Origin of the sequence: Roseibium hamelinense (assembly GCF_007830545.1) — a bacterium.
GTDB classification, from domain to species: domain Bacteria; phylum Pseudomonadota; class Alphaproteobacteria; order Rhizobiales; family Stappiaceae; genus Roseibium; species Roseibium hamelinense.
Genome location: NZ_VLLF01000005.1, coordinates 135580 through 153248, shown reverse-complemented (window position 1 = coordinate 153248; position 17669 = coordinate 135580). Strand labels below are relative to the sequence as shown.

General features: G+C 54.2%; 17 protein-coding genes and 1 tRNA gene. 8 read left to right on the top strand and 10 right to left on the bottom strand.

Translation table 11 applies throughout. The features are described 5' to 3' along the window. Positions 1 to 137: 137 nt before the first annotated feature. From JM93_RS11770 to aroA, 7 genes are all read right to left on the bottom strand, one after another. Positions 138 to 509: a LapA family protein gene (locus tag JM93_RS11770; RefSeq protein WP_145343557.1), complete on the bottom strand. Its 372-nt coding sequence runs from the start codon at positions 507 to 509 to the stop codon at positions 138 to 140. A gap of 111 nt (positions 510 to 620) precedes the next feature. Next, on the bottom strand, positions 621 to 920 hold the full coding sequence (locus JM93_RS11765; protein WP_145343555.1) for an integration host factor subunit beta: 300 nt from the start codon (positions 918 to 920) through the stop codon (positions 621 to 623). Further along, entirely contained in the window at positions 913 to 1923 is a 1011-nt protein-coding gene (sppA, locus tag JM93_RS11760) for a signal peptide peptidase SppA (protein ID WP_145343553.1), read from the bottom strand. Before sppA ends, JM93_RS11765 begins: the two co-directional genes overlap by 8 nt. Positions 1924 to 2124: 201 nt before the next feature. Beyond that, complete coding sequence (locus JM93_RS11755; protein ID WP_145343551.1) at positions 2125 to 2553, bottom strand: FKBP-type peptidyl-prolyl cis-trans isomerase; 429 nt, start codon at positions 2551 to 2553, stop codon at positions 2125 to 2127. Between the two features lie 188 nt (positions 2554 to 2741). Next, the gene (gene rpsA / locus JM93_RS11750; protein ID WP_145343549.1) at positions 2742 to 4442 is read right to left on the bottom strand and encodes a 30S ribosomal protein S1; all 1701 of its coding nucleotides are present in this window, start codon (positions 4440 to 4442) and stop codon (positions 2742 to 2744) included. A gap of 297 nt (positions 4443 to 4739) precedes the next feature. Then, the gene (cmk, locus tag JM93_RS11745; RefSeq protein WP_145343547.1) at positions 4740 to 5366 is read right to left on the bottom strand and encodes a (d)CMP kinase; all 627 of its coding nucleotides are present in this window, start codon (positions 5364 to 5366) and stop codon (positions 4740 to 4742) included. Next, complete coding sequence (gene aroA, locus JM93_RS11740; RefSeq protein WP_145343545.1) at positions 5363 to 6718, bottom strand: 3-phosphoshikimate 1-carboxyvinyltransferase; 1356 nt, start codon at positions 6716 to 6718, stop codon at positions 5363 to 5365. Before aroA ends, cmk begins: the two co-directional genes overlap by 4 nt. A 209-nt stretch (positions 6719 to 6927) precedes the next feature. Between aroA and JM93_RS11735 the strand changes: the two genes are divergently transcribed. Together JM93_RS11735 and JM93_RS11730 are read left to right on the top strand one after the other, a co-directional pair. Further along, the gene (locus tag JM93_RS11735) at positions 6928 to 7326 is read left to right on the top strand and encodes a TIGR02300 family protein (RefSeq protein ID WP_145343543.1); all 399 of its coding nucleotides are present in this window, start codon (positions 6928 to 6930) and stop codon (positions 7324 to 7326) included. Between the two features lie 146 nt (positions 7327 to 7472). Next, a tRNA-Ala gene (locus JM93_RS11730) sits at positions 7473 to 7548 on the top strand. 416 nt (positions 7549 to 7964) lie between these two features. Here the strand turns inward: JM93_RS11730 and JM93_RS11725 are convergent. After that, positions 7965 to 8594: an SOUL family heme-binding protein gene (locus JM93_RS11725; protein ID WP_208995132.1), complete on the bottom strand. Its 630-nt coding sequence runs from the start codon at positions 8592 to 8594 to the stop codon at positions 7965 to 7967. A 252-nt stretch (positions 8595 to 8846) separates the two neighbouring features. Beyond that, complete coding sequence (locus JM93_RS11720; RefSeq protein WP_145343539.1) at positions 8847 to 10250, bottom strand: DUF4214 domain-containing protein; 1404 nt, start codon at positions 10248 to 10250, stop codon at positions 8847 to 8849. A gap of 268 nt (positions 10251 to 10518) precedes the next feature. On the opposite strand from JM93_RS11720, the gene JM93_RS11715 reads away from it, so the two are divergent. The 6 genes from JM93_RS11715 to JM93_RS11690 all read left to right on the top strand — a co-directional run bounded on the left by JM93_RS11715 (position 10519) and on the right by JM93_RS11690 (position 16975). Continuing rightward, on the top strand, positions 10519 to 10959 hold the full coding sequence (locus JM93_RS11715; protein ID WP_145343537.1) for a YqaA family protein: 441 nt from the start codon (positions 10519 to 10521) through the stop codon (positions 10957 to 10959). A 446-nt stretch (positions 10960 to 11405) separates the two neighbouring features. Next, positions 11406 to 12716: an extracellular solute-binding protein gene (locus tag JM93_RS11710; RefSeq protein ID WP_145343535.1), complete on the top strand. Its 1311-nt coding sequence runs from the start codon at positions 11406 to 11408 to the stop codon at positions 12714 to 12716. A gap of 116 nt (positions 12717 to 12832) precedes the next feature. Beyond that, the gene (locus tag JM93_RS11705) at positions 12833 to 13714 is read left to right on the top strand and encodes an ABC transporter permease (protein ID WP_145343533.1); all 882 of its coding nucleotides are present in this window, start codon (positions 12833 to 12835) and stop codon (positions 13712 to 13714) included. Positions 13715 to 13724: 10 nt separating this feature from the next. After that, complete coding sequence (ugpE, locus tag JM93_RS11700) at positions 13725 to 14567, top strand: sn-glycerol-3-phosphate ABC transporter permease UgpE (RefSeq protein WP_145343531.1); 843 nt, start codon at positions 13725 to 13727, stop codon at positions 14565 to 14567. Between the two features lie 7 nt (positions 14568 to 14574). Further along, entirely contained in the window at positions 14575 to 15654 is a 1080-nt protein-coding gene (locus JM93_RS11695; RefSeq protein WP_145343530.1) for a sn-glycerol-3-phosphate import ATP-binding protein UgpC, read from the top strand. A gap of 181 nt (positions 15655 to 15835) precedes the next feature. Then, positions 15836 to 16975: a DNA alkylation repair protein gene (locus JM93_RS11690; RefSeq protein WP_145343528.1), complete on the top strand. Its 1140-nt coding sequence runs from the start codon at positions 15836 to 15838 to the stop codon at positions 16973 to 16975. A 4-nt stretch (positions 16976 to 16979) separates the two neighbouring features. On the opposite strand, the gene JM93_RS11685 is transcribed toward JM93_RS11690, so the two are convergent. Continuing rightward, entirely contained in the window at positions 16980 to 17618 is a 639-nt protein-coding gene (locus tag JM93_RS11685) for a glycoside hydrolase family 25 protein (RefSeq protein ID WP_145343526.1), read from the bottom strand. Positions 17619 to 17669 lie beyond the last annotated feature (51 nt).

Sequence of the window (17669 nt, the reverse complement as noted above, 5' to 3'; positions counted from 1 at the left end):
GGCGAACGGTCTATGTCAAAGCGGGACGGCGGCGGATAAACGGTTTGCGATCTATATGCCTGCCGAAGCGTTTCAATTAGGCCGCGCCATTCCAGAACAGCGTCCATATCCTTTGCGGAAATGACGCGCATGAATGCTTAGGCCGCTCTGCGATCATTCGGTCCGGGGAGGCCCGCCCGATTTGTCGAGGAAGATGGCGACAATGCTTGTGCCTGTTCACGCAGCTGATCGGCCTCCTTGTGCCATTGATCGGCTTCACGGCGCTTCACACGGGCTTCTTTTCGCCAGCGTCCTTGTTTTGCCCAGGCGCCGATGCCTCCAAAGACAATGCCAACCAAGACGCAGCCAAACATGATCCAGAAAAGAGGCACATCCGTCACGGTGAGCCTCGGATCCTGCGGATCGAAGGGGTTTAGCGACAAAGACACCGTGTGGCGGTTTGCGACAGCCAGCGGGACGATGATCACAGCGATTGCGAACAGGATAAGGTTTTTGACAAAGCGGGTCACAAATATGTCCTCCACGCGGAATGTGCGATCAGCCTACCTGGGCATGAGGGGTGCTGGGCGGTAGCATCGCCTTCAGGCATTAGACTCGCCCGAGCACAGATAGCTTACGACTCAGTCCTCGCCGTGGTCTACACCGCCGTTGAGCCGTTCACGCATTTCCTTGCCGGTTTTGAAAAACGGCACGAATTTCTCATCGACGTCGACCTTTTGGCCGGTGCGCGGGTTGCGGCCCACGCGTGCGGGCCGGTTTTTGACCGAAAATGCGCCAAAGCCGCGCAGTTCAACCCGGTCGCCCCGCATTAGAGCTTCGGTAATCTCGTCAAGGATGGCATTGACAATGTTTTCTACGTCTCGCTGGTATAGGTGCGGATTTTGCTCTGCAATATGCTGCACCAGTTCAGACTTAATCATTGCCGCCCCCGGGATTTTTCGAGATATTATCTGCCGTTACCGGAGCCTGCCAAACAGACACCAGACCGTCAAGCGCAAAACCTCGCGAAATCAGCCCCTTAGCATTTTCCAGGTCCGGAAACATACCTTTTGCGATTCCTTCGCCGAATGCGCGCGATAAGGAAGCGGCAAATGGCAGGTCAGACGTTTCGTCGCTGGGGCTCCAGGTTACGATTGGAAGATCCCTGGGCACATTGCGCTCATTCTCTAGCCAGGCAATTGCCGTGTCTTCCCCGCCAATGGCATCAATCAATCCGTTTTCCATTGCCGCATGGCCGGAATAGATGCTTCCGTCGGCCAATTCACGGGCCTTGGCGTCGTCGAATGGTCTCCGCTCTGCGACAAGGGCGACGAACCAGTCGAAAGAGTCGTTTACAAGCCGTTCGAGCACTGCGCGGGCTTCAGGCGTGGTTTCCGAATAAAAGTCTGGTTCCGCCTTGAGGGAAGCGCTTTTGACGGCGTCCATGCTGACACCAACTGTATCGAGCAGTTTTTCGATGTTGCCGTATTGAAACAGGACGCCGATCGATCCTGTTATCGAATTGTAGCGCGCGACAATATGGTCGGAGGCCAGCGCTATCATGTAGCCGGCAGACGCACCAACGGTCCGGATTTCGGCCACGAGTGGTTTTTTATCCGACAATTTCCTGAGCGCGTCATAGAGGCCCTCGCCACCGGTGGTGCTGCCGCCAGGTGAATTGATAGACAGGATCACGCCTTCAACGGCGTTCGCCTCGGATATCTTTTCGATCATGTCGAGCAGATCCCGGTTGTCGACAATGACGCCTTCTACGGCAATGCGGGCCACATGCGGAGAGCGTTTCGACAATCCGGCGATGCCAGCGGCGTATGCGATGCCTGCAATCAAGGCGATAGCCAAAATAGCGAAGGCTGCAACACGCCAAAACGTAAGTTTTCGGCGCATCCGGCGCCGATCCACCAGGGCATCTGCATCAAGGCTCATCAGAGTGGAACTCCTCACGCATATTATTCTCAGGGCTCTTTAATAGATATACATGTGGCGAAATTGCAAATGCTGTGGTCAGTATTTTAATTATTTCAGGTATTTAAATATGGTCGCTCGTCGCAATGGTCCCTTGGGTACACAGTGATGCGGTACGCTACCACTCGCAGCGCACCACATAATCTGCGTATTGGGCTTGCGTTAAGCGATTTCGACCAGCGACACGTCAAATACCAATTCTCGGCCAGCGAGGGGATGGTTTGCATCCAAGAGCACAGCTTCGTCGGAAACAGCCGAGATGCGCACGGGCATGACCTGACCGTCCGGGTTCTGGACTTGGAGCTGCGTGCCGACCTCAAGGGGAATATTTTCGGGCATCTGCGCGCGCGGCACCTCCTGAAGTGCTTCTTCACGCAAAGGTCCATACGCGTCCTCGGGAGCAATTTGAACGGTTTTAGACTCGCCAACCTTCATACCGGTCATAGCTTGCTCGAGTCCCGGGATGATCTGTCCGGATCCAACAGTGAACTCCAGCGGCTCCCTGCCTTCCGAACTATCGAAGACCGTGCCATCTGTCAGTGAGCCCTTGTAATGGATACGCACCGTGTCCCCCGATTTGACTTCGGTCATATTTTTGCTCGCAATTCTGTCTTGGGGATTTGAATTGAAGAAACCCTGACTTTTAGTAGGTTTTCTAGACTCGGCGCAGCCTAACGGGTCATGCCGAATTGTAAAGGCTTTAGCCGATCAGCGCATTTGAAACAGAAAAAGCCCGGCGCGTTGCCGGGCTTTCAATTGTTGTATGCGAATAATACGACTTAGTCGTCTTCGCCCGCTTTTTTCAAAGCTGCACCAAGAATGTCGCCAAGAGACGCGCCGCTGTCTGAGGAACCGTATTGAGCAACGGCTTCTTTCTCTTCTGCAATCTCAAGTGCCTTGATGGACACAGAGACCTTGCGGGTCTTCTTGTCGAACTGCGTGATGCGTGCATCGAACTTGTCGCCAACGGAGAATTTCTCCGGACGCTGATCTTCCCGGTCGCGTGAGAGATCGGCACGGCGGATGAATGCCGTCAGATCGCTGTCTGCAATCTTGACGTCCAAACCGCCATCCTTGATCTCGATGACTTCGCAGGTGACGATGGCACCTTTGCGCAACTCACCAGCTGCACCGGATTCCATCGGGTCACCACCAAGCTGCTTGATGCCGAGCGAGATGCGTTCTTTTTCAACGTCGACGTCAAGGACAACAGCCTTGACCATGTCGCCCTTCTTGAACTCGTCGATAACCTGTTCGCCGGGACGGTTCCAATCCAGATCGGAAAGGTGAACCATGCCGTCAACGTCACCGTCGAGGCCAATAAACAAGCCGAATTCGGTCTTGTTCTTGACTTCGCCCTCAACTTCGGTGCCGACCGGGTATTGCTCAGCAAATGCATCCCACGGGTTCTGCAGGGTCTGCTTGAGGCCGAGAGAGATGCGGCGTTTGACCGGATCGACTTCTAGGATCATCACTTCGACTTCCTGGGAAGTAGAAACGATCTTGCCCGGATGGACGTTCTTCTTGGTCCAGGACATTTCGGAAACGTGGATCAGGCCTTCGATGCCAGGTTCCAGTTCGACGAATGCACCATAGTCGGTGATGTTTGTCACGCGGCCATTGAACTTTGCTTCGAGCGGGTACTTCGCTTCGATACCATCCCAGGGATCAGTTTCGAGCTGCTTCATACCCAGGCTGATGCGGTGCGTATCCTGGTTGACGCGGATGATCTGCACCTTGACGGTCTGGCCAATGGTGAGAACTTCGGACGGATGGTTGATGCGGCGCCACGCGATGTCGGTGACGTGCAGCAAGCCATCAATGCCGCCAAGATCGACGAATGCACCGTAGTCGGTGATGTTCTTGACCACGCCTTCAACGGTCTGGCCTTCTTCGAGGCTCTGGACCAGTTCCGAACGCTGTTCTGCACGTGTTTCTTCGAGAACCACGCGGCGCGACACAACGATGTTGCCGCGGCGCTTATCCATTTTAAGGATCTGGAAAGGCTGCGGGGTGTGCATCAGCGGTGTGACGTCGCGAACCGGCCGGATATCGACCTGTGACCGCGGCAAGAACGCAACAGCACCGTCCAGATCGACTGTGAAGCCGCCTTTGACCTGATTGAAGATCTGGCCAGTGACTTTTTCGTTTGCTTCGAAAGCAACTTCGAGACGGACCCAGCTTTCTTCGCGGCGTGCTTTTTCGCGCGATAGAACAGCTTCGCCGAGAGCGTTTTCAACGCGCTCAAGATAGACTTCGACTTCGTCGCCGACATTCATGTCGCCATCGCGCCCTTTTGCGCCGAATTCCTTCAGCGGCACGCGGCCTTCAACCTTGAGGCCAACATCGATGACGGCAAGATCTTTTTCAATAGCGACAACAGTGCCCTTAACGACTGCACCTTCATACAGATCGTGTTGGACAAAAGACTCTTCGAGAAGAGCTGCAAAATCCTCGGTGGAGGGGTTCAGTTCAGACATTCAAGCTCCTGGTGCCATTCCTGGCAGGCCGCCGGCGGGTTGGTGTTGCGTTGCGATCGTAAATGCTCTTGGGACCCAGAAGATTTGGGTCCGATTGCCCATGCTGAAAAAACAGCATCAGGCAAGCCGGCGGGGCAAAAGCACCATGATCGATAGTCATATTCCATTCACAGGTAAGCAGCGCTGTTCCCTGTTCATGCTCCAGGTGAGTGCACCATGTGCGCAAGATGCTTTGGTCTGTTTCGCAAACATGAAAGGGGTACGTCTCCCGCACCCCACAGCATCAGCTTTTCAGATCTAGCTTTTGCAGGCTTTAGCCACAATATCCACAGCCGCCTGGAACGCCGTTTCTATATCCATTTCCGTTGTGTCAAGCAAGTGGGCATCTGAGGCTTTTGTCATTGGCGCAACCTCGCGGTTGCTGTCGCGTTCGTCCCGCCGCTTCAAATCATCCAGAACCGAGGCGTAGGTTGCCTCCTTGCCATTCGAGAGCATTTCATCCGTTCTTCGCCGTGCCCGGGCTTCCGGAGAGGCGGTGATGAACAATTTCACATCAGCATTGGGACACACTACGGTGCCAATGTCCCGTCCGTCCAACACAGCGCCTGGCGGTGTCTCCGCAAATCGTTTTTGCAGCGATACAAGTTCCTTTCGCAGACCGCCCAGGACTGCAATTCGGGATGCTGCCTCGCCAATTTCGTGGGCAGAAAGGACGCCTTTATCCATGTGGGCCAGATCCAGGTTCTGCGCAATTTCAATGGCAACGGCCTCATCCCCCAGCGGCAACCCTTTTGCGAGAAGGGCTGCTGCAACCGCCCGGTATGTCAGGCCGGTGTCGAGATGGCGGATTTCAAAATGTTCTGCAAGGCGCCGCGCAAGGGTTCCCTTGCCCGAGGCGGCCGGGCCGTCAATCGCTATGATCATGCCGCCTCGCTTCCGGTTTTGGTAATTGTTCCTCCCATTTCCTCAAAAAGGTTGATGAAGTTGGGGAAACTTGTCGCAATAACGGCGCCGTCGTCGACGGTGACCGGATTGTGCGCTGCAAGGCCGAGGATCAAAAAGGACATGGCGATGCGGTGATCCAAGTGCGTGGTCACTGTTCCACCGCCGATGTTGTTCGTCCCACCTGTTACTGTAAGTGTGTCTTCGGTTTCAACACAGGGCACGTTGTTTGCCTCGAGGCCGCGCGCAACCGCCGCCAAGCGGTCGGATTCCTTCACGCGCAGTTCCTCAAGGCCGGGCATAAAGGTGTCGCCCTGTGCAAATGCGGCCGCTACAGCCAGTACGGGATATTCATCAATCATGGAGGGCGCGCGGTCAGCCGGCACCGTAATCCCGTGCAACCGGCTGGCCTTGACAAGTATGTCGCCGATCTCTTCCCCGCCGGACACCCGTTTGTTCACAATCTGAATGTCACCGCCCATCTCAACCAAGGTTGTGATCAGGCCGGTGCGGTGTTCGTTTAGGAGAACGTTTTCCACCGTGATGTCAGATCCGGGAACAATCAGTGCGGCGACGATCGGAAAGCCTGCCGAAGAGGGGTCGCCTGGGACTTCGATGTCTTGAGGCTTAAGCTCAGGTTGCCCTTGCAATTTGATGACGCGCTCTCCAGCCTCATTGATGGTCACAGAAATGTCTGCTCCAAAGCCTGCGAGCATCTTTTCCGTGTGATCGCGGGTTGGGATCGGCTCGATGACGGTCGTTTCGCCAGGTGCATTGAGCCCGGCAAGTAAAACAGCAGACTTCACTTGCGCCGAAGCCATTGGCACCCTGTATGTCATTGGAAGGGCCTGCTTTGCACCGCGAATGCTTGCCGGCAATCGGTCTCCCGAGCGTGCGATCACGCTGGTGCCCATCTCGCGAAGTGGGTTGAGAACCCGCCCCATAGGACGTTTTGAAAGTGAAGCGTCTCCCACGAAGGTCGCCGCTATGTCATGGGTTCCGAATATGCCCATCGTCAGGCGAACGCCTGTTCCGGCATTGCCAAAATCAATTACGCTCTCGGGTTCTAGGAGGTTCCCGAGTCCGACGCCGTCGATCGCGTAAGAGCCGTCTTGTTGTTTTTCAATGATCGCGCCCACTGCGCGCATAGCATCGGCTGTCGCCAGAACGTCCTCCGACTCCAACAGGCCTGTCGCTGTGGTCCGCCCGACTGCAAGTGCGCCAAACATCAGGGCTCGATGGGAAATCGATTTATCGCCAGGAACCCGAATGGCTCCTTTCAACGGACCTGACGCGGTTGAGCGCAGAGGAGAGGGTGAAACGGAATGCGACATGAAGGTGTCCAATGTTACGTCATGCTGAGACAGAAAAGAGGCGTTTCCCTACCACGCAGGTGCACAGGCGTCATCTGCTATAGAGCTTGAATTTTTTTTCATACCATGCAGAAAACGTGACTGACGTACATTTTTGCGGATTTGGCTTTGACACCGGGGCTTAGTTAAGGCTATGGGGCCCCACTCCATGAAGACGAAGGGTTAGCACAGTGGCAAAACCTGAACTTGGCACAAAGCGGCTGTGCCCGAGCTGCGGCGCCAAATATTACGATTTGAACCGGGATCCCATCACCTGTCCCAAATGCGGAACGGTGTTTGAAATCGTCATGACATCGCGTGCAGCGAAGGCTGCCAAGGCAGCAGCCGCTGCTGCGGAAGACGACGAAGAAGAAGATGATGTCTCAGCTCCGGAAATTGTCACTCTGGAAGAAGCTGACGCAGAAGCGGAAGGTACCGGCGACGATGTGCCGGATATCGACGATGATGGCGTGGAGCTTGAGGATGACTCCGACAGCGGAGATGACGTTTTCATCGAAGATGAAGATGAAGACGACGAGGCGGTGCCGGGCATCCGTGTAGAGATAGATGAGGATGATACAGATCGGTAAGCTACCGATTTTCAATGGGTTTCCGAGTCACGCATGTTTTCCACACCGCCAGCTCGTGAAACAGAAATTTTCCTCTTGAACAATGGAGGCGGCATAGATATGTTCCGCCTCCATCAGTGCACGAGATAAGCGTGCTGATGACGGTAGGGGCCTTAGCTCAGCTGGGAGAGCGCTTCGCTGGCAGCGAAGAGGTCAGGGGTTCGATTCCCCTAGGCTCCACCATTTTTCTCGTAAGGCTTTGACCTTACTGGAGCCGGTTAGAAGCAAACATACAAAGCGTTCCGAGTGGCACACACTAATAGTGCACACGAGGCCTTGAAGTCACCCCTGCATATTTCAGCCTTTATTGTATTGAACGGTGCGATCAGTTTTGTACGGGTAGCGGTTTTGTCGCGCGCGGGTATCCGCCGGGTCCGATGCCGCTGGCCGGTGTGCTGACGTAACGTTCCAGACCGCTCGGTTTCATCCGCATGCGCAGCTGCAGGCATGCGCGATACCTCCAAAAAATGGCGCAGCTGTTAGGGGCCAGGTCGAGCTTGCGAGCGTCAGGTCAGAACGCAAGGGCGCGAATTTTTGACTTCTCTTGGCGGCGCACGAGGTCACGCAGCGGATTGGAGGCTGCAACGCGTTTCAGCGAACTATGGGGCAATCGGGATCTGCACCTCGTTCCGGCGGAACGGGGGAAGTGTGAAAGGATCGTTGAAATAGGCATAGACCGGAGCGCCGGTTGCGGTGAGACCGTTCATGCCAATAAAAGTGGAAAGCTGCGCCGCATGTTTTTCGAAGTTGCGGTCGGTCCAACGGCCCGAGAAGGTGATTGCGGCAACGCGGCCGCCCGGCACCGACACAATTCGGACCTGCTCGTTGTCAGGTTTCGGGGCACTCGCCACAGTATATTGAGAGGGCAAGAAGAATGCGACCTGCCACGCGTCAGCGCCGGCCGGAGCCTGTGTGACCGGGGCCGTCATAGATATCTTCTGCGGGTCCGGGGCCTGGCGCACCGGTGCAGTCATCGCGATTTTTCCGTTACCCTGGTTGGCCCCAGAGATGTAGTCGAACAAGATGCCGAAAGCTTTGCGCGTTGCGGCACTCCGGCTGCCCTCAACCGTCACCTCCGCCGCGGGAGTGGCTTGATAGCGGCGGATTTCGATCTGGCCGCTCGACTGCTCAACCGTGTAGGCTGGCTGTTCGAGGCCCGTTGCCGCGCGTTGAAACAACACCATTGCGCCGATCCCAACTGCAATCAGGAAAACGGACAGGATGCCCACCCACCTGATCCATGTTCGATGTTCTGCTGTCATGCGGTAAATATGGCGCGTGCGTCCTGAATGACCAGTTCACACCCAAAGGTGCCGGTTGGGCAATGTTGGAACAGTTTGCCGTAAGCAAAAACCATCAGGCATTGGATGGCCAAAGCCGGGTTTTCACACCACCGACAAAACGCATATCAGAGCCGTTCCATATGGTTTCCCAGCCTAAGTGAAAGCGTGGAGTCACTCGGTCGTATTTGGGTGCAGGGTTTATACCAGCCAGATTCCGTCTTCGATTTGCCCAAGGACAGCGGCCTTGTTTTCCAAACTTTCGGAAAAGCCTCGCAAAACCTCTTCTCGTGTCTCACCATCGTCATTCAATCGTTTAAGCCATCCCGCCAATCCCGCAGCTTCCGGTTCGCGGTCAAGTACGTTGTTGTAGAGCAGCGTTACAAACGCACTGTCGTTCACGGCAGCGCCATAGGTGTTCTGGAACTCGGCGGACAGAATGAACGCATTGGCCATCTGGGCGATCGTCATGCCGCTATCCATGAGATTGATATTGTGTGACAAGCCGTCATTGTCCGGTGTGCGGTCAAACGCGGCCTTGTAGAGTCTGTACGTTTGACCTGCAGTTCCATCCAGGTCCAGCGCCAAAGTGCCATCGTTGAATTGAAGCCGTTCGACGTTGGTAAAGGCGTCGGTTCCAATGGCGCTGCCGGATATCGTGACTGTTGAACCCGTGGTTGTGACCATAACGTCGGACCGCGTTGCCGATAAAATGACGGTATCAGTTCCGGATAAGCCATCCCAGGTGTCGTTGCCACTTGTCGCGGCAAAGGTGTCATTTCCATTGGTGGCGGCTTGTCCAGCTTCTGCGGAAAGGGCGTCAAGCTTTACATTTTCACCGGACACGGACACTTCTTTCGCGACCGTTCCACCAAGGCTGCCGCCTGAAAATGTGACAGTGTAGGTCCCGTCGGTTAGCTCCAAAGCGTACGCTCCGGAGGCCCAAGAGGTTCCAGAAAAAGTACCCGATGCGCCAGTTGCTACTATGGAGATGCTGCCGAGGCCTTCGCCAGGATCATAAAATCCATCATTGTCACTGTCCGAAATCACAACTCCGGTCAAAAACGTCCGCCCGCCATCCGCAAAGTTTTCGGTCAGCATTGACGTGTTGGTGTATGTGACACCGTTGCTGGCTGTGTAGGAGCCGACCTCTTGCCCAAGCCCGATTTCCGAAAATCGGCCTTCGAGAATATTCGTGCGATGCCCCGAGGATTTGAAAAGACCCTCGTGGTGATTTTCGATCGTTGCCGTATTGAAGCCAACACTCGACGTTGTGCTTGCCCGTAGAGAGATATTCTCTCCAGTTGACCATCCACCTGAGGCTGATGTCCAACCGGCTGCAAATATTCTTTCGCTTGCACTGGAGCCGTCGCTGCCCGTGTGGCTGAAATAGTTCCCGCTAAGCATCGACTGGCTATGCGACGCTGCAGACATGTTCAAGAACGTTGAAAAAGCTAAGGGTTGTTTTGTGGATGAGTCGATCGTGCCGTCCGCCAAATCGTCGTTCAAACCAATGCCATACCGGCTGGCTTCGCCGTTGGGGTCGGAGCGCGCCCGATTGATTAGTTCGAGCAAATAGGTTTCGTATACGCTCGGTGCTGACATTGAACTGATATCCCTATCGAATTTCAGGTAAACTCGGCCTGCGCCCTACGCAGATCATCAAGCGGTAGAGGACTATCGACCATCTACGCGGTCAAAATATAGCAAATTTGCTCTTGTCTGGGGATTGTCAGTCAGACCGTGAAAAGCCTTATTTGCTTCAGATGCTTGGCTTGGAGATCTGCGCCAAGTCTTTCAAAAAAAGTTCCTGAGAAATCCGCCAAACGCCAAAAATGCGGCAAAATAACGGAGCTTCCGTATCGAGGATGAGTTGTCACTTTCTGTTCTAATCGCGCTTTTTTCATCATCCTTTTTGGCTGCCACCTTGTTTCCCGCGCAATCGGAGCTGGGGCTTGCATTTCTTGTTGGCTCTTATCCGGATCAGATCCCAGCGCTGGTCTTGGTCGCAAGCTTGGGAAATACCCTCGGGGCGTGCTTGAACTGGGTGATCGGATCTGGGGCGCGCCGTCTTGAAGGTCGGTGGTGGTTTCCCGCCAGACCTTCATCGCTTGCACGCGGTCAGCAATTTTATAACCGGTACGGCCATTGGAGCCTGTTGCTTAGCTGGATGCCGATAATTGGCGACCCGATCACATTAGTTGCCGGTGTTTTCAAAGAACCATTCTGGCGTTTTCTTGTGCTGGTTGGTTTGGCAAAGACAGGCAGGTATTTGGTTGTGGCGTTGGCTGCACACTCTTGGGGCGGTGGCTGACCTCCATGCCGCCGCACCCAAAAGCTCCGCGCATCGCGTTTGAGCAGGATGTCGTAAAATTTTCACATGAGCGACACAGGTTTTTCATGTGAGCAATGCTAGCTGTCGTGCAGGAAAATGGAAGGCACTTTTGTGTCGTATGAAATTCCTACGACGCGAAGGATTTTTCGCCTAAACGCATGAAATATGCGGGTCTAGGCCGAGATTCTTGATGACATAAGCGGTATTTGAGGCGGTTTTCACAAGAGCTAGCCCATGTCAGTCAAATGCCCTTGGGTGACCGCGTGTTCATAGGCTGTCAACTATTGTTCATATGAGCGACATATAACGTTCATATGAAAATAATACCAAGCGCCTCGTAATTAATACAGTGCGCTGCAAACACACTGACAGCAGCTGCCAACAACCGATGGCAAGGGCTAGCCCTTCATTACGGGAGCACAGGAATGGCTTATCACAAAACTGTCGCCAGCGTCGTCGCTGCTGCGGCCATGCTTGGTACATCCACCGTCGCATTCGCTGCGACCGAGATCTCTTGGTGGCATGCTATGGGCGGCCGGCTCGGCGAAGTCGTCGTCGACATTGCAAACGGCTACAACGAATCCCAGACTGCATGCTCGATCACACCGGTCTACAAAGGCACCTACGAAGAAACGCTGACTGCGGGCATCGCCGCATTCCGTGCCGGCGAGCAGCCGAACGTTATTCAGGTTTTTGATGCTGGAGCCGCCACAATCATTTCGGCCAAAGGTGCTGTCATTCCGGCTCAAGACATTCTTCAAGATGCTGGTGTTGAGTTCGATATCAACGACTACATCGAAGGCGTCCGGAACTTCTATGCCGACAGCGACGGCAAGATGATCGGCATGCCGTTCAACTCCTCCACGCCGATCCTTTACATCAATGAGGAAGCGCTTGAAAAGGCTGGTGTTGAGGCCCCAGAGACTTGGGAACAGTTCCAGGAAGTCGCGCCGAAGTTGAAAGAAGCCGGTTATGTGCCTCTGGCCCAGTCACATCTGCCATGGATCTTCACGGAGAACTTCAAGTCGCGCCATAACCTTCAGTTTGCGACCAACAACAACGGCTATGATGGTGTAGCCGGCACCGAGCTTGTTTTCGGTGAGCCAATCAAAGCACACTTCACAGCTGTCAAGCAGTGGCTCGACGATGGCCTGTTCGGCTGGTACGGCACCGGCTGGTCCGATAACCAGACGCCGTTCAACGAAGGCAAGGTTGCCATGTGGCTCGGTTCTTCAGGGTCCTTCGGCGGCATTCAGCAGACTGTAGAATTCCCATTCTCCGCGACATACCTGCCTTACTGGGGTTCAGTTGAAGGTGCTGGGACAGGGACGTTCATCGGTGGCGCTGCGCTTTTTGCAATGTCCGGAAAGCCTGACGAAGAGAACAAGTGCGTTGCCTCGTTTTTTGAGTATTTGACCTCTCCGGAAGTCCAGTACATGTGGCACAAGGAAACCGGTTATGTGCCGATCACCAATGCCGCATACGAACTTGCCAAGGAAGACGGCTATTACGAAAGCACGCCTGCTGCGGAAATTGGGATCAAGCAGCTTTCTTTGCCGGGTGGTGACTGGACGAAAGGCTACCGTATGGGCTTTTACGTCCAGATCCGTGACGTCATGAACCGCGAGTATGGGAAGATGCTCACCGGTGAAACATCCGTCGAAGAGGGCTTTGCCACGATCGAGGCGGAAGGCAACAAGTTGCTCGAGCGTTTCGCAAAAACCACTGAGAACTGAGCAAATTCTGATCTGGTAATGTCAGGGACGCCATCGTGCGTCCCTGTACCAAAAAAGTTCAAAGGCGGGCAGGCTGACCATTGGTTCATGCCCGCCTTGTCCGTTTCGGTGGGGCAATGAAAAAAGTTCAATTCAATACCCGGTCCGTGCCGTATTTGCTGCTTTTGCCGCAGCTTTCCATCGTGGCCATCTTCTTCCTCTGGCCGGCGGCTGAAGCTGTCCGATCCTCGTTTTATCTCGAGGATCCTTTCGGCTTCGGTGCGACCTTCGTCGGTTTCGACAACTTCATTGACACAGTTACCTCCTCAGACTACGCGCGCGTCGCGCGGTTCACGACCGTCTTCACGTTGCTGGTGACCTTTTTATCATTGGGTATTGCGCTGTTATTGGCGGTCAAAGCCGACAAGGTTCTCAGGGGCGCATCGAGCTACAAGACTTTGTTGATGTGGGTCTATGCAGTTGCTCCACCGGTGGCTGGATTAATTGGTGTGATGATGTTCGACCAGCATGTAGGCCCAATGGTCGACTTCTTTGCATTGTTCGGTTGGGAGATGCAGATCGGGGTAAACTACTTCGACACCGGGTTTGCAATGACCGCGACTGCAATCTGGAAACAGATCCCGGTGAACTTCATCTTCTTCCTCTCAGGACTGCAAGGTATTTCCAAGTCGGTCCAGGAGGCGGCCAGCATCGATTGCCGATCAGGTTTCCGGAGGTTTTGGACTGTAACCTTCCCATTGCTTGCACCGACGGGGTTCTTCCTTCTGATCATCAACATCACCTACGCCATGTTTGATACGTTCGGCATTATTGATGTCGTGCTGAAAGGTGAGCCTGGAAACAACCCAGTGACGCTGGTTTACAAGGTGTTCCTCGATGGGTTCCGTGGCAATGATTTGGGCGGATCCTCAGCACAGTCCGTGATCCTCATGATCCTTGTTTTCGTTTTGACCGTGATTCAGTTCCGGCTGATCGAACGGCGCGTGCACTACACATGAGGGCCTGGATATGAAACGCATTAAATTCTCGGACCACGTCATCTTGCTCGCCGGCGTTTTCTTCATGGTCGCGCCGGTTGCCCTCGCTTTTCTAACGTCAACCCACGATGCCGTGACGATCTACAAATCCGGCATGCAGTTCACTTTCGGGGATCAGTTTCTGCAAAACTACGAAACGGTTCTGACCCGCGCAGGCGGCTTCACCAAAGAAGTCGACGGGCTGGTGATGTTGAAAAACTCACTTATCTTGGGGCTGGGTTTTGCAATCGGAAAGATTATCATTTCGATGCTGGCAGCGTATGCCATTGTCTACTTTCGGTTTCCGTTCGCCAGCCTTTGCTTTTGGGTGATCTTCTGCACGTTGCTGCTGCCGCTTGAGGTCCGAATCCTGCCCTCCTACGAAATCGTTCAGGGGCTCGGCATGGTGAATACCTATTCCGGCCTGATCGTACCGTTGATCGCATCTGCAACCGGAACATTTTTCTTCAGGCAGTTCTTTTTGTCCGTCCCGGACGAGCTGTTGGAGGCGGCGCGGATCGACGGGGCGGGCCCCTGGAAGTTCTTCATCGATATTTTGGTCCCGCTTTCAAAAACCATGATCGCGGCGATCTTCATCATTATGTTCGTCTATGGCTGGAACCAGTATTTGTGGCCGACATTGATCACCACGGAAGAGTCGCTCTTCACCCTTGTACGCGGCATCAAGCAAATCATGCAGGTTTGGATCGGCGCACAAATCCCCGACTTCAATGAAGCTATGGCGCTCGCAATTTTGGCGATGCTGCCGCCGGTGGTAATCGTCGTGATTTTCCAGAGCTGGTTTATCAAAGGGCTCGTCGAGAGCGACAAGTGAGGTAACAATGGCAACAATAACTCTCGATTCAGTCCGAAAAGTCTATGCAGGCAATGTCGAAGCCGTGAAAGGTGTATCGATCGACATTCAAGATGGCGAGTTCATTGTCCTGGTCGGGCCGTCCGGCTGCGGAAAATCGACCTTGCTGCGCATGGTTGCCGGCCTTGAAGACATCACGACAGGCGAGGTGAAAATTGGCGAGCGGGTGGTCAATAATGTTGATCCGGCCGATCGGGATATCGCAATGGTGTTTCAGAACTATGCGCTATATCCGCATATGTCTGTCTACAACAATCTCGCCTACGGACTTAAAAACCGGGGCATGGCGAAAGGTGAAATCGACCGGCGAGTCAAAGAAGCTGCCCGAATTCTCGAAATCGGCGAATACCTGGACAGGAAGCCGCGTGCGCTATCCGGCGGACAGCGCCAGCGGGTCGCAATGGGCCGCGCTATTGTGCGTGAGCCTGCAGCCTTTCTGTTTGATGAACCCTTATCGAACCTTGATGCCAAGCTCCGGGTTCAAATGCGGGTCGAGATCAAGCGACTGCAAAAATCATTAGGCACTACTAGCGTTTACGTGACCCATGACCAGCTGGAGGCTATGACGCTCGCGGATCGTTTGGTGGTGCTTAACAAAGGGAACATCGAACAGATCGGAGCGCCGATAGAGGTCTATGACAGGCCGGCCTCCACGTTCGTTGCAAGCTTTATCGGGTCGCCCGCCATGAACCTTTTGCCAGTCTCCGCGAATGGATCGGGACTTCAGCTTGAAGGTGGTGAGGGCCTCAGCGGGCCGAACACATATGGCCGGGATAAATATACAGTCGGCATCCGGCCCGAGCACCTGCGTGTTGTCGACGCGGGTTCTTCTCATCCAGATGCCGGGCTAAGCCTGGATCTGGTCGTCAATGTGCTTGAGCCGGTTGGGGCTGAGAGTTTTGTTTATGCAAGTTTTGCGAAAGGCGGGCCAGAGATGGTGATCCGTGTTTCAAACCATGCCCGCTATCAACCAGGTGAGAAATTACAGCTGATCGCGGATGCGCAGGATGTCCACTTCTTTGACGGCGGGAATGGAAAACGGATTTAGAAATCTAAATCCAAAGTGAGGCGGCCAAACGAGGGGGCTGCCGATCTAAGGTGGCCGTTCCGGTTACGGGGCGGCCAATTTTTGTTCCTGACAAAAGGTGTCAGGAGCTGTCACGGCCAATGATTGCATTTGAACGTCCGAGAGTGAAACTACAGTGAGTTGAAATTGAAGACTGCATGTCATGGAACCTTTTAAAAACAAGATTTCCAAAGATCTCGCCCTGCTTTTTGCTGAACAGCTTGAACAGCACCTTCCAGAATTTGAAAAGTCAGCCTTTCTTAGAGAGATATTGCCGGAGTTGCCTGCATTAGAGCTGAAACAACGTGCTGCGTGCATCGCAGCGGCGTTGGATAAATTCCTTCCCACAGACTTGCATGCGCGATTTCAGGTCATTGAAAACCTTTTGCACCCCGACGATCAGGGAGCAGGCATAGAGCGTTGCAGCGACCAGAATGGCATCCGGGGATGGGGCATCATGCCGCTTGGAATGGTTGTGAGCCGGTCGGGTTTGAGTGACTTCGATGCTTCCTTTGCGCTCCTGAGGGAGCTTACTAAGCGCGCCACCGCCGAATTTGATGTTCGCCCATTTCTCGATGCCGATCAGGATACTGCATTGGATATTCTGTCGCTTTGGGTGGCCGACCCAAACATGCATGTCCGCCGTCTCGTTTCCGAAGGAACGCGCCCACGCCTGCCGTGGGGTATGCAGCTCAAAAAGCTTATTGAGGATCCAAGTCCTACACTTCCTCTGCTGGAAGCCCTCCGCGACGATCCGGCTGACTACGTCAGGCGATCAGTCGCAAATCATTTGAACGACATTGCTAAAGATCATCCGGATCTTGTCGCTGATCTGGCAGCAATGTGGTTGCGAGATGCCGATTTAAATAGGCAACGGCTCGTCTGGCATGCTTGCCGAACGTTGATAAAGCGCGGCCATGAAGGCGCAATGCGCGCATTTGGTCTTCACGCTCCGCAGCTTGAGGTACGTGGCCCGCACCTCGATTCAGAAGTGGTCTCATACGGCGGCGAAATCGATTTTGAAGTTGAACTCACATCCAAAGGCGGTAGCGGGCAATCCCTGATCCTTGACTATCTTCTGTTTTTCAAAAAAGCCAACGGCAGCCTGGCTGCAAAGGTGTTTAAGTGGGCGACCTTGGCATTACAGCCCGGCGAAACCGTGCGTTTACGCCGCAAACATGCAATCAAGCCAATAACGACACGCAAGTATTATCCTGGCGTCCAGGCCGTTGGGCTGCGGATCAACGGCCAGGATTTTGGTTTTTCGGAGTTTGAATTGCGCATGAATTCTGAGACCGCGTAGACCGCTAGTACCATTTTAAAATGCTGGTGCCGGGAGGCGAGACGTTCAGGGATGAGTTGGCGAGATCGCAGTCGCAAAATCCCCCAATTCCTGAAACCGTTCCTTGGTCCGAATATTGCCAGATCGTGTAGGAAGACCAGGGTGCCGGGACTGTTGGGCTCTGCGCGTCGGTGTATTGTGCAAGCCACAACGGATATTCCGAGAAATCCGGGTTTCCCAGTCCATCCCAAAAGGAAGGATTGGTGTAAATCATCGGCCGGACGCACAAAAAGCGCTCGACCAGTGACACCAACCCGGCGAGTGCATGCACATATTCTGCCGCGCTACAGCCGTCCATTTCTTCGCAGTCTATAGCAGGCGGAAGATCGGTTGTCCTGCTGTAACCAACTGACCGCATGGCTTGTACGATAGCCTCTGCCTGTTGGAGAAAGCTGTCCCGCGGCAGGAAATAGTGGTATCCGCCGCATTTTAAGGCGTATTCTTGGCAGCCGCTCCAGTTCTGCTTGAATGTCGGATCTGTATATCCTGTGCCTTCCGTCGCCTTGAGATAGGCAAAATCGATCCCCGATGCGGCCACACCCTGCCAATTCACGGTTCCCTGATAATGCGATACGTCGATTCCACGCTGACCGGTTTCTGACATGTTGGTCCTCCAAATGGCTCTATTGGAGAAGACGTTTTGCAAGTCCGGATG

What these genes read in the sequence shown, in the direction of transcription:
- JM93_RS11765 (WP_145343555.1), bottom strand. Translation starts at nt 920, where the DNA reads ATGATTAAGTCTGAACTGGTGCAGCATATTGCAGAGCAAAATCCGCAC.
- sppA (WP_145343553.1), bottom strand. Translation starts at nt 1,923, where the DNA reads ATGAGCCTTGATGCAGATGCCCTGGTGGATCGGCGCCGGATGCGCCGA.
- JM93_RS11755 (WP_145343551.1), bottom strand. Translation starts at nt 2,553, where the DNA reads ATGACCGAAGTCAAATCGGGGGACACGGTGCGTATCCATTACAAGGGC.
- rpsA (WP_145343549.1), bottom strand. Translation starts at nt 4,442, where the DNA reads ATGTCTGAACTGAACCCCTCCACCGAGGATTTTGCAGCTCTTCTCGAA.
- cmk (WP_145343547.1), bottom strand. Translation starts at nt 5,366, where the DNA reads ATGATCATAGCGATTGACGGCCCGGCCGCCTCGGGCAAGGGAACCCTT.
- aroA (WP_145343545.1), bottom strand. Translation starts at nt 6,718, where the DNA reads ATGTCGCATTCCGTTTCACCCTCTCCTCTGCGCTCAACCGCGTCAGGT.
- JM93_RS11720 (WP_145343539.1), bottom strand. Translation starts at nt 10,250, where the DNA reads ATGTCAGCACCGAGCGTATACGAAACCTATTTGCTCGAACTAATCAAT.
- JM93_RS11710 (WP_145343535.1), top strand. Translation starts at nt 11,406, where the DNA reads ATGGCTTATCACAAAACTGTCGCCAGCGTCGTCGCTGCTGCGGCCATG.
- JM93_RS11705 (WP_145343533.1), top strand. Translation starts at nt 12,833, where the DNA reads ATGAAAAAAGTTCAATTCAATACCCGGTCCGTGCCGTATTTGCTGCTT.
- ugpE (WP_145343531.1), top strand. Translation starts at nt 13,725, where the DNA reads ATGAAACGCATTAAATTCTCGGACCACGTCATCTTGCTCGCCGGCGTT.
- JM93_RS11695 (WP_145343530.1), top strand. Translation starts at nt 14,575, where the DNA reads ATGGCAACAATAACTCTCGATTCAGTCCGAAAAGTCTATGCAGGCAAT.
- JM93_RS11690 (WP_145343528.1), top strand. Translation starts at nt 15,836, where the DNA reads ATGGAACCTTTTAAAAACAAGATTTCCAAAGATCTCGCCCTGCTTTTT.
- JM93_RS11685 (WP_145343526.1), bottom strand. Translation starts at nt 17,618, where the DNA reads ATGTCAGAAACCGGTCAGCGTGGAATCGACGTATCGCATTATCAGGGA.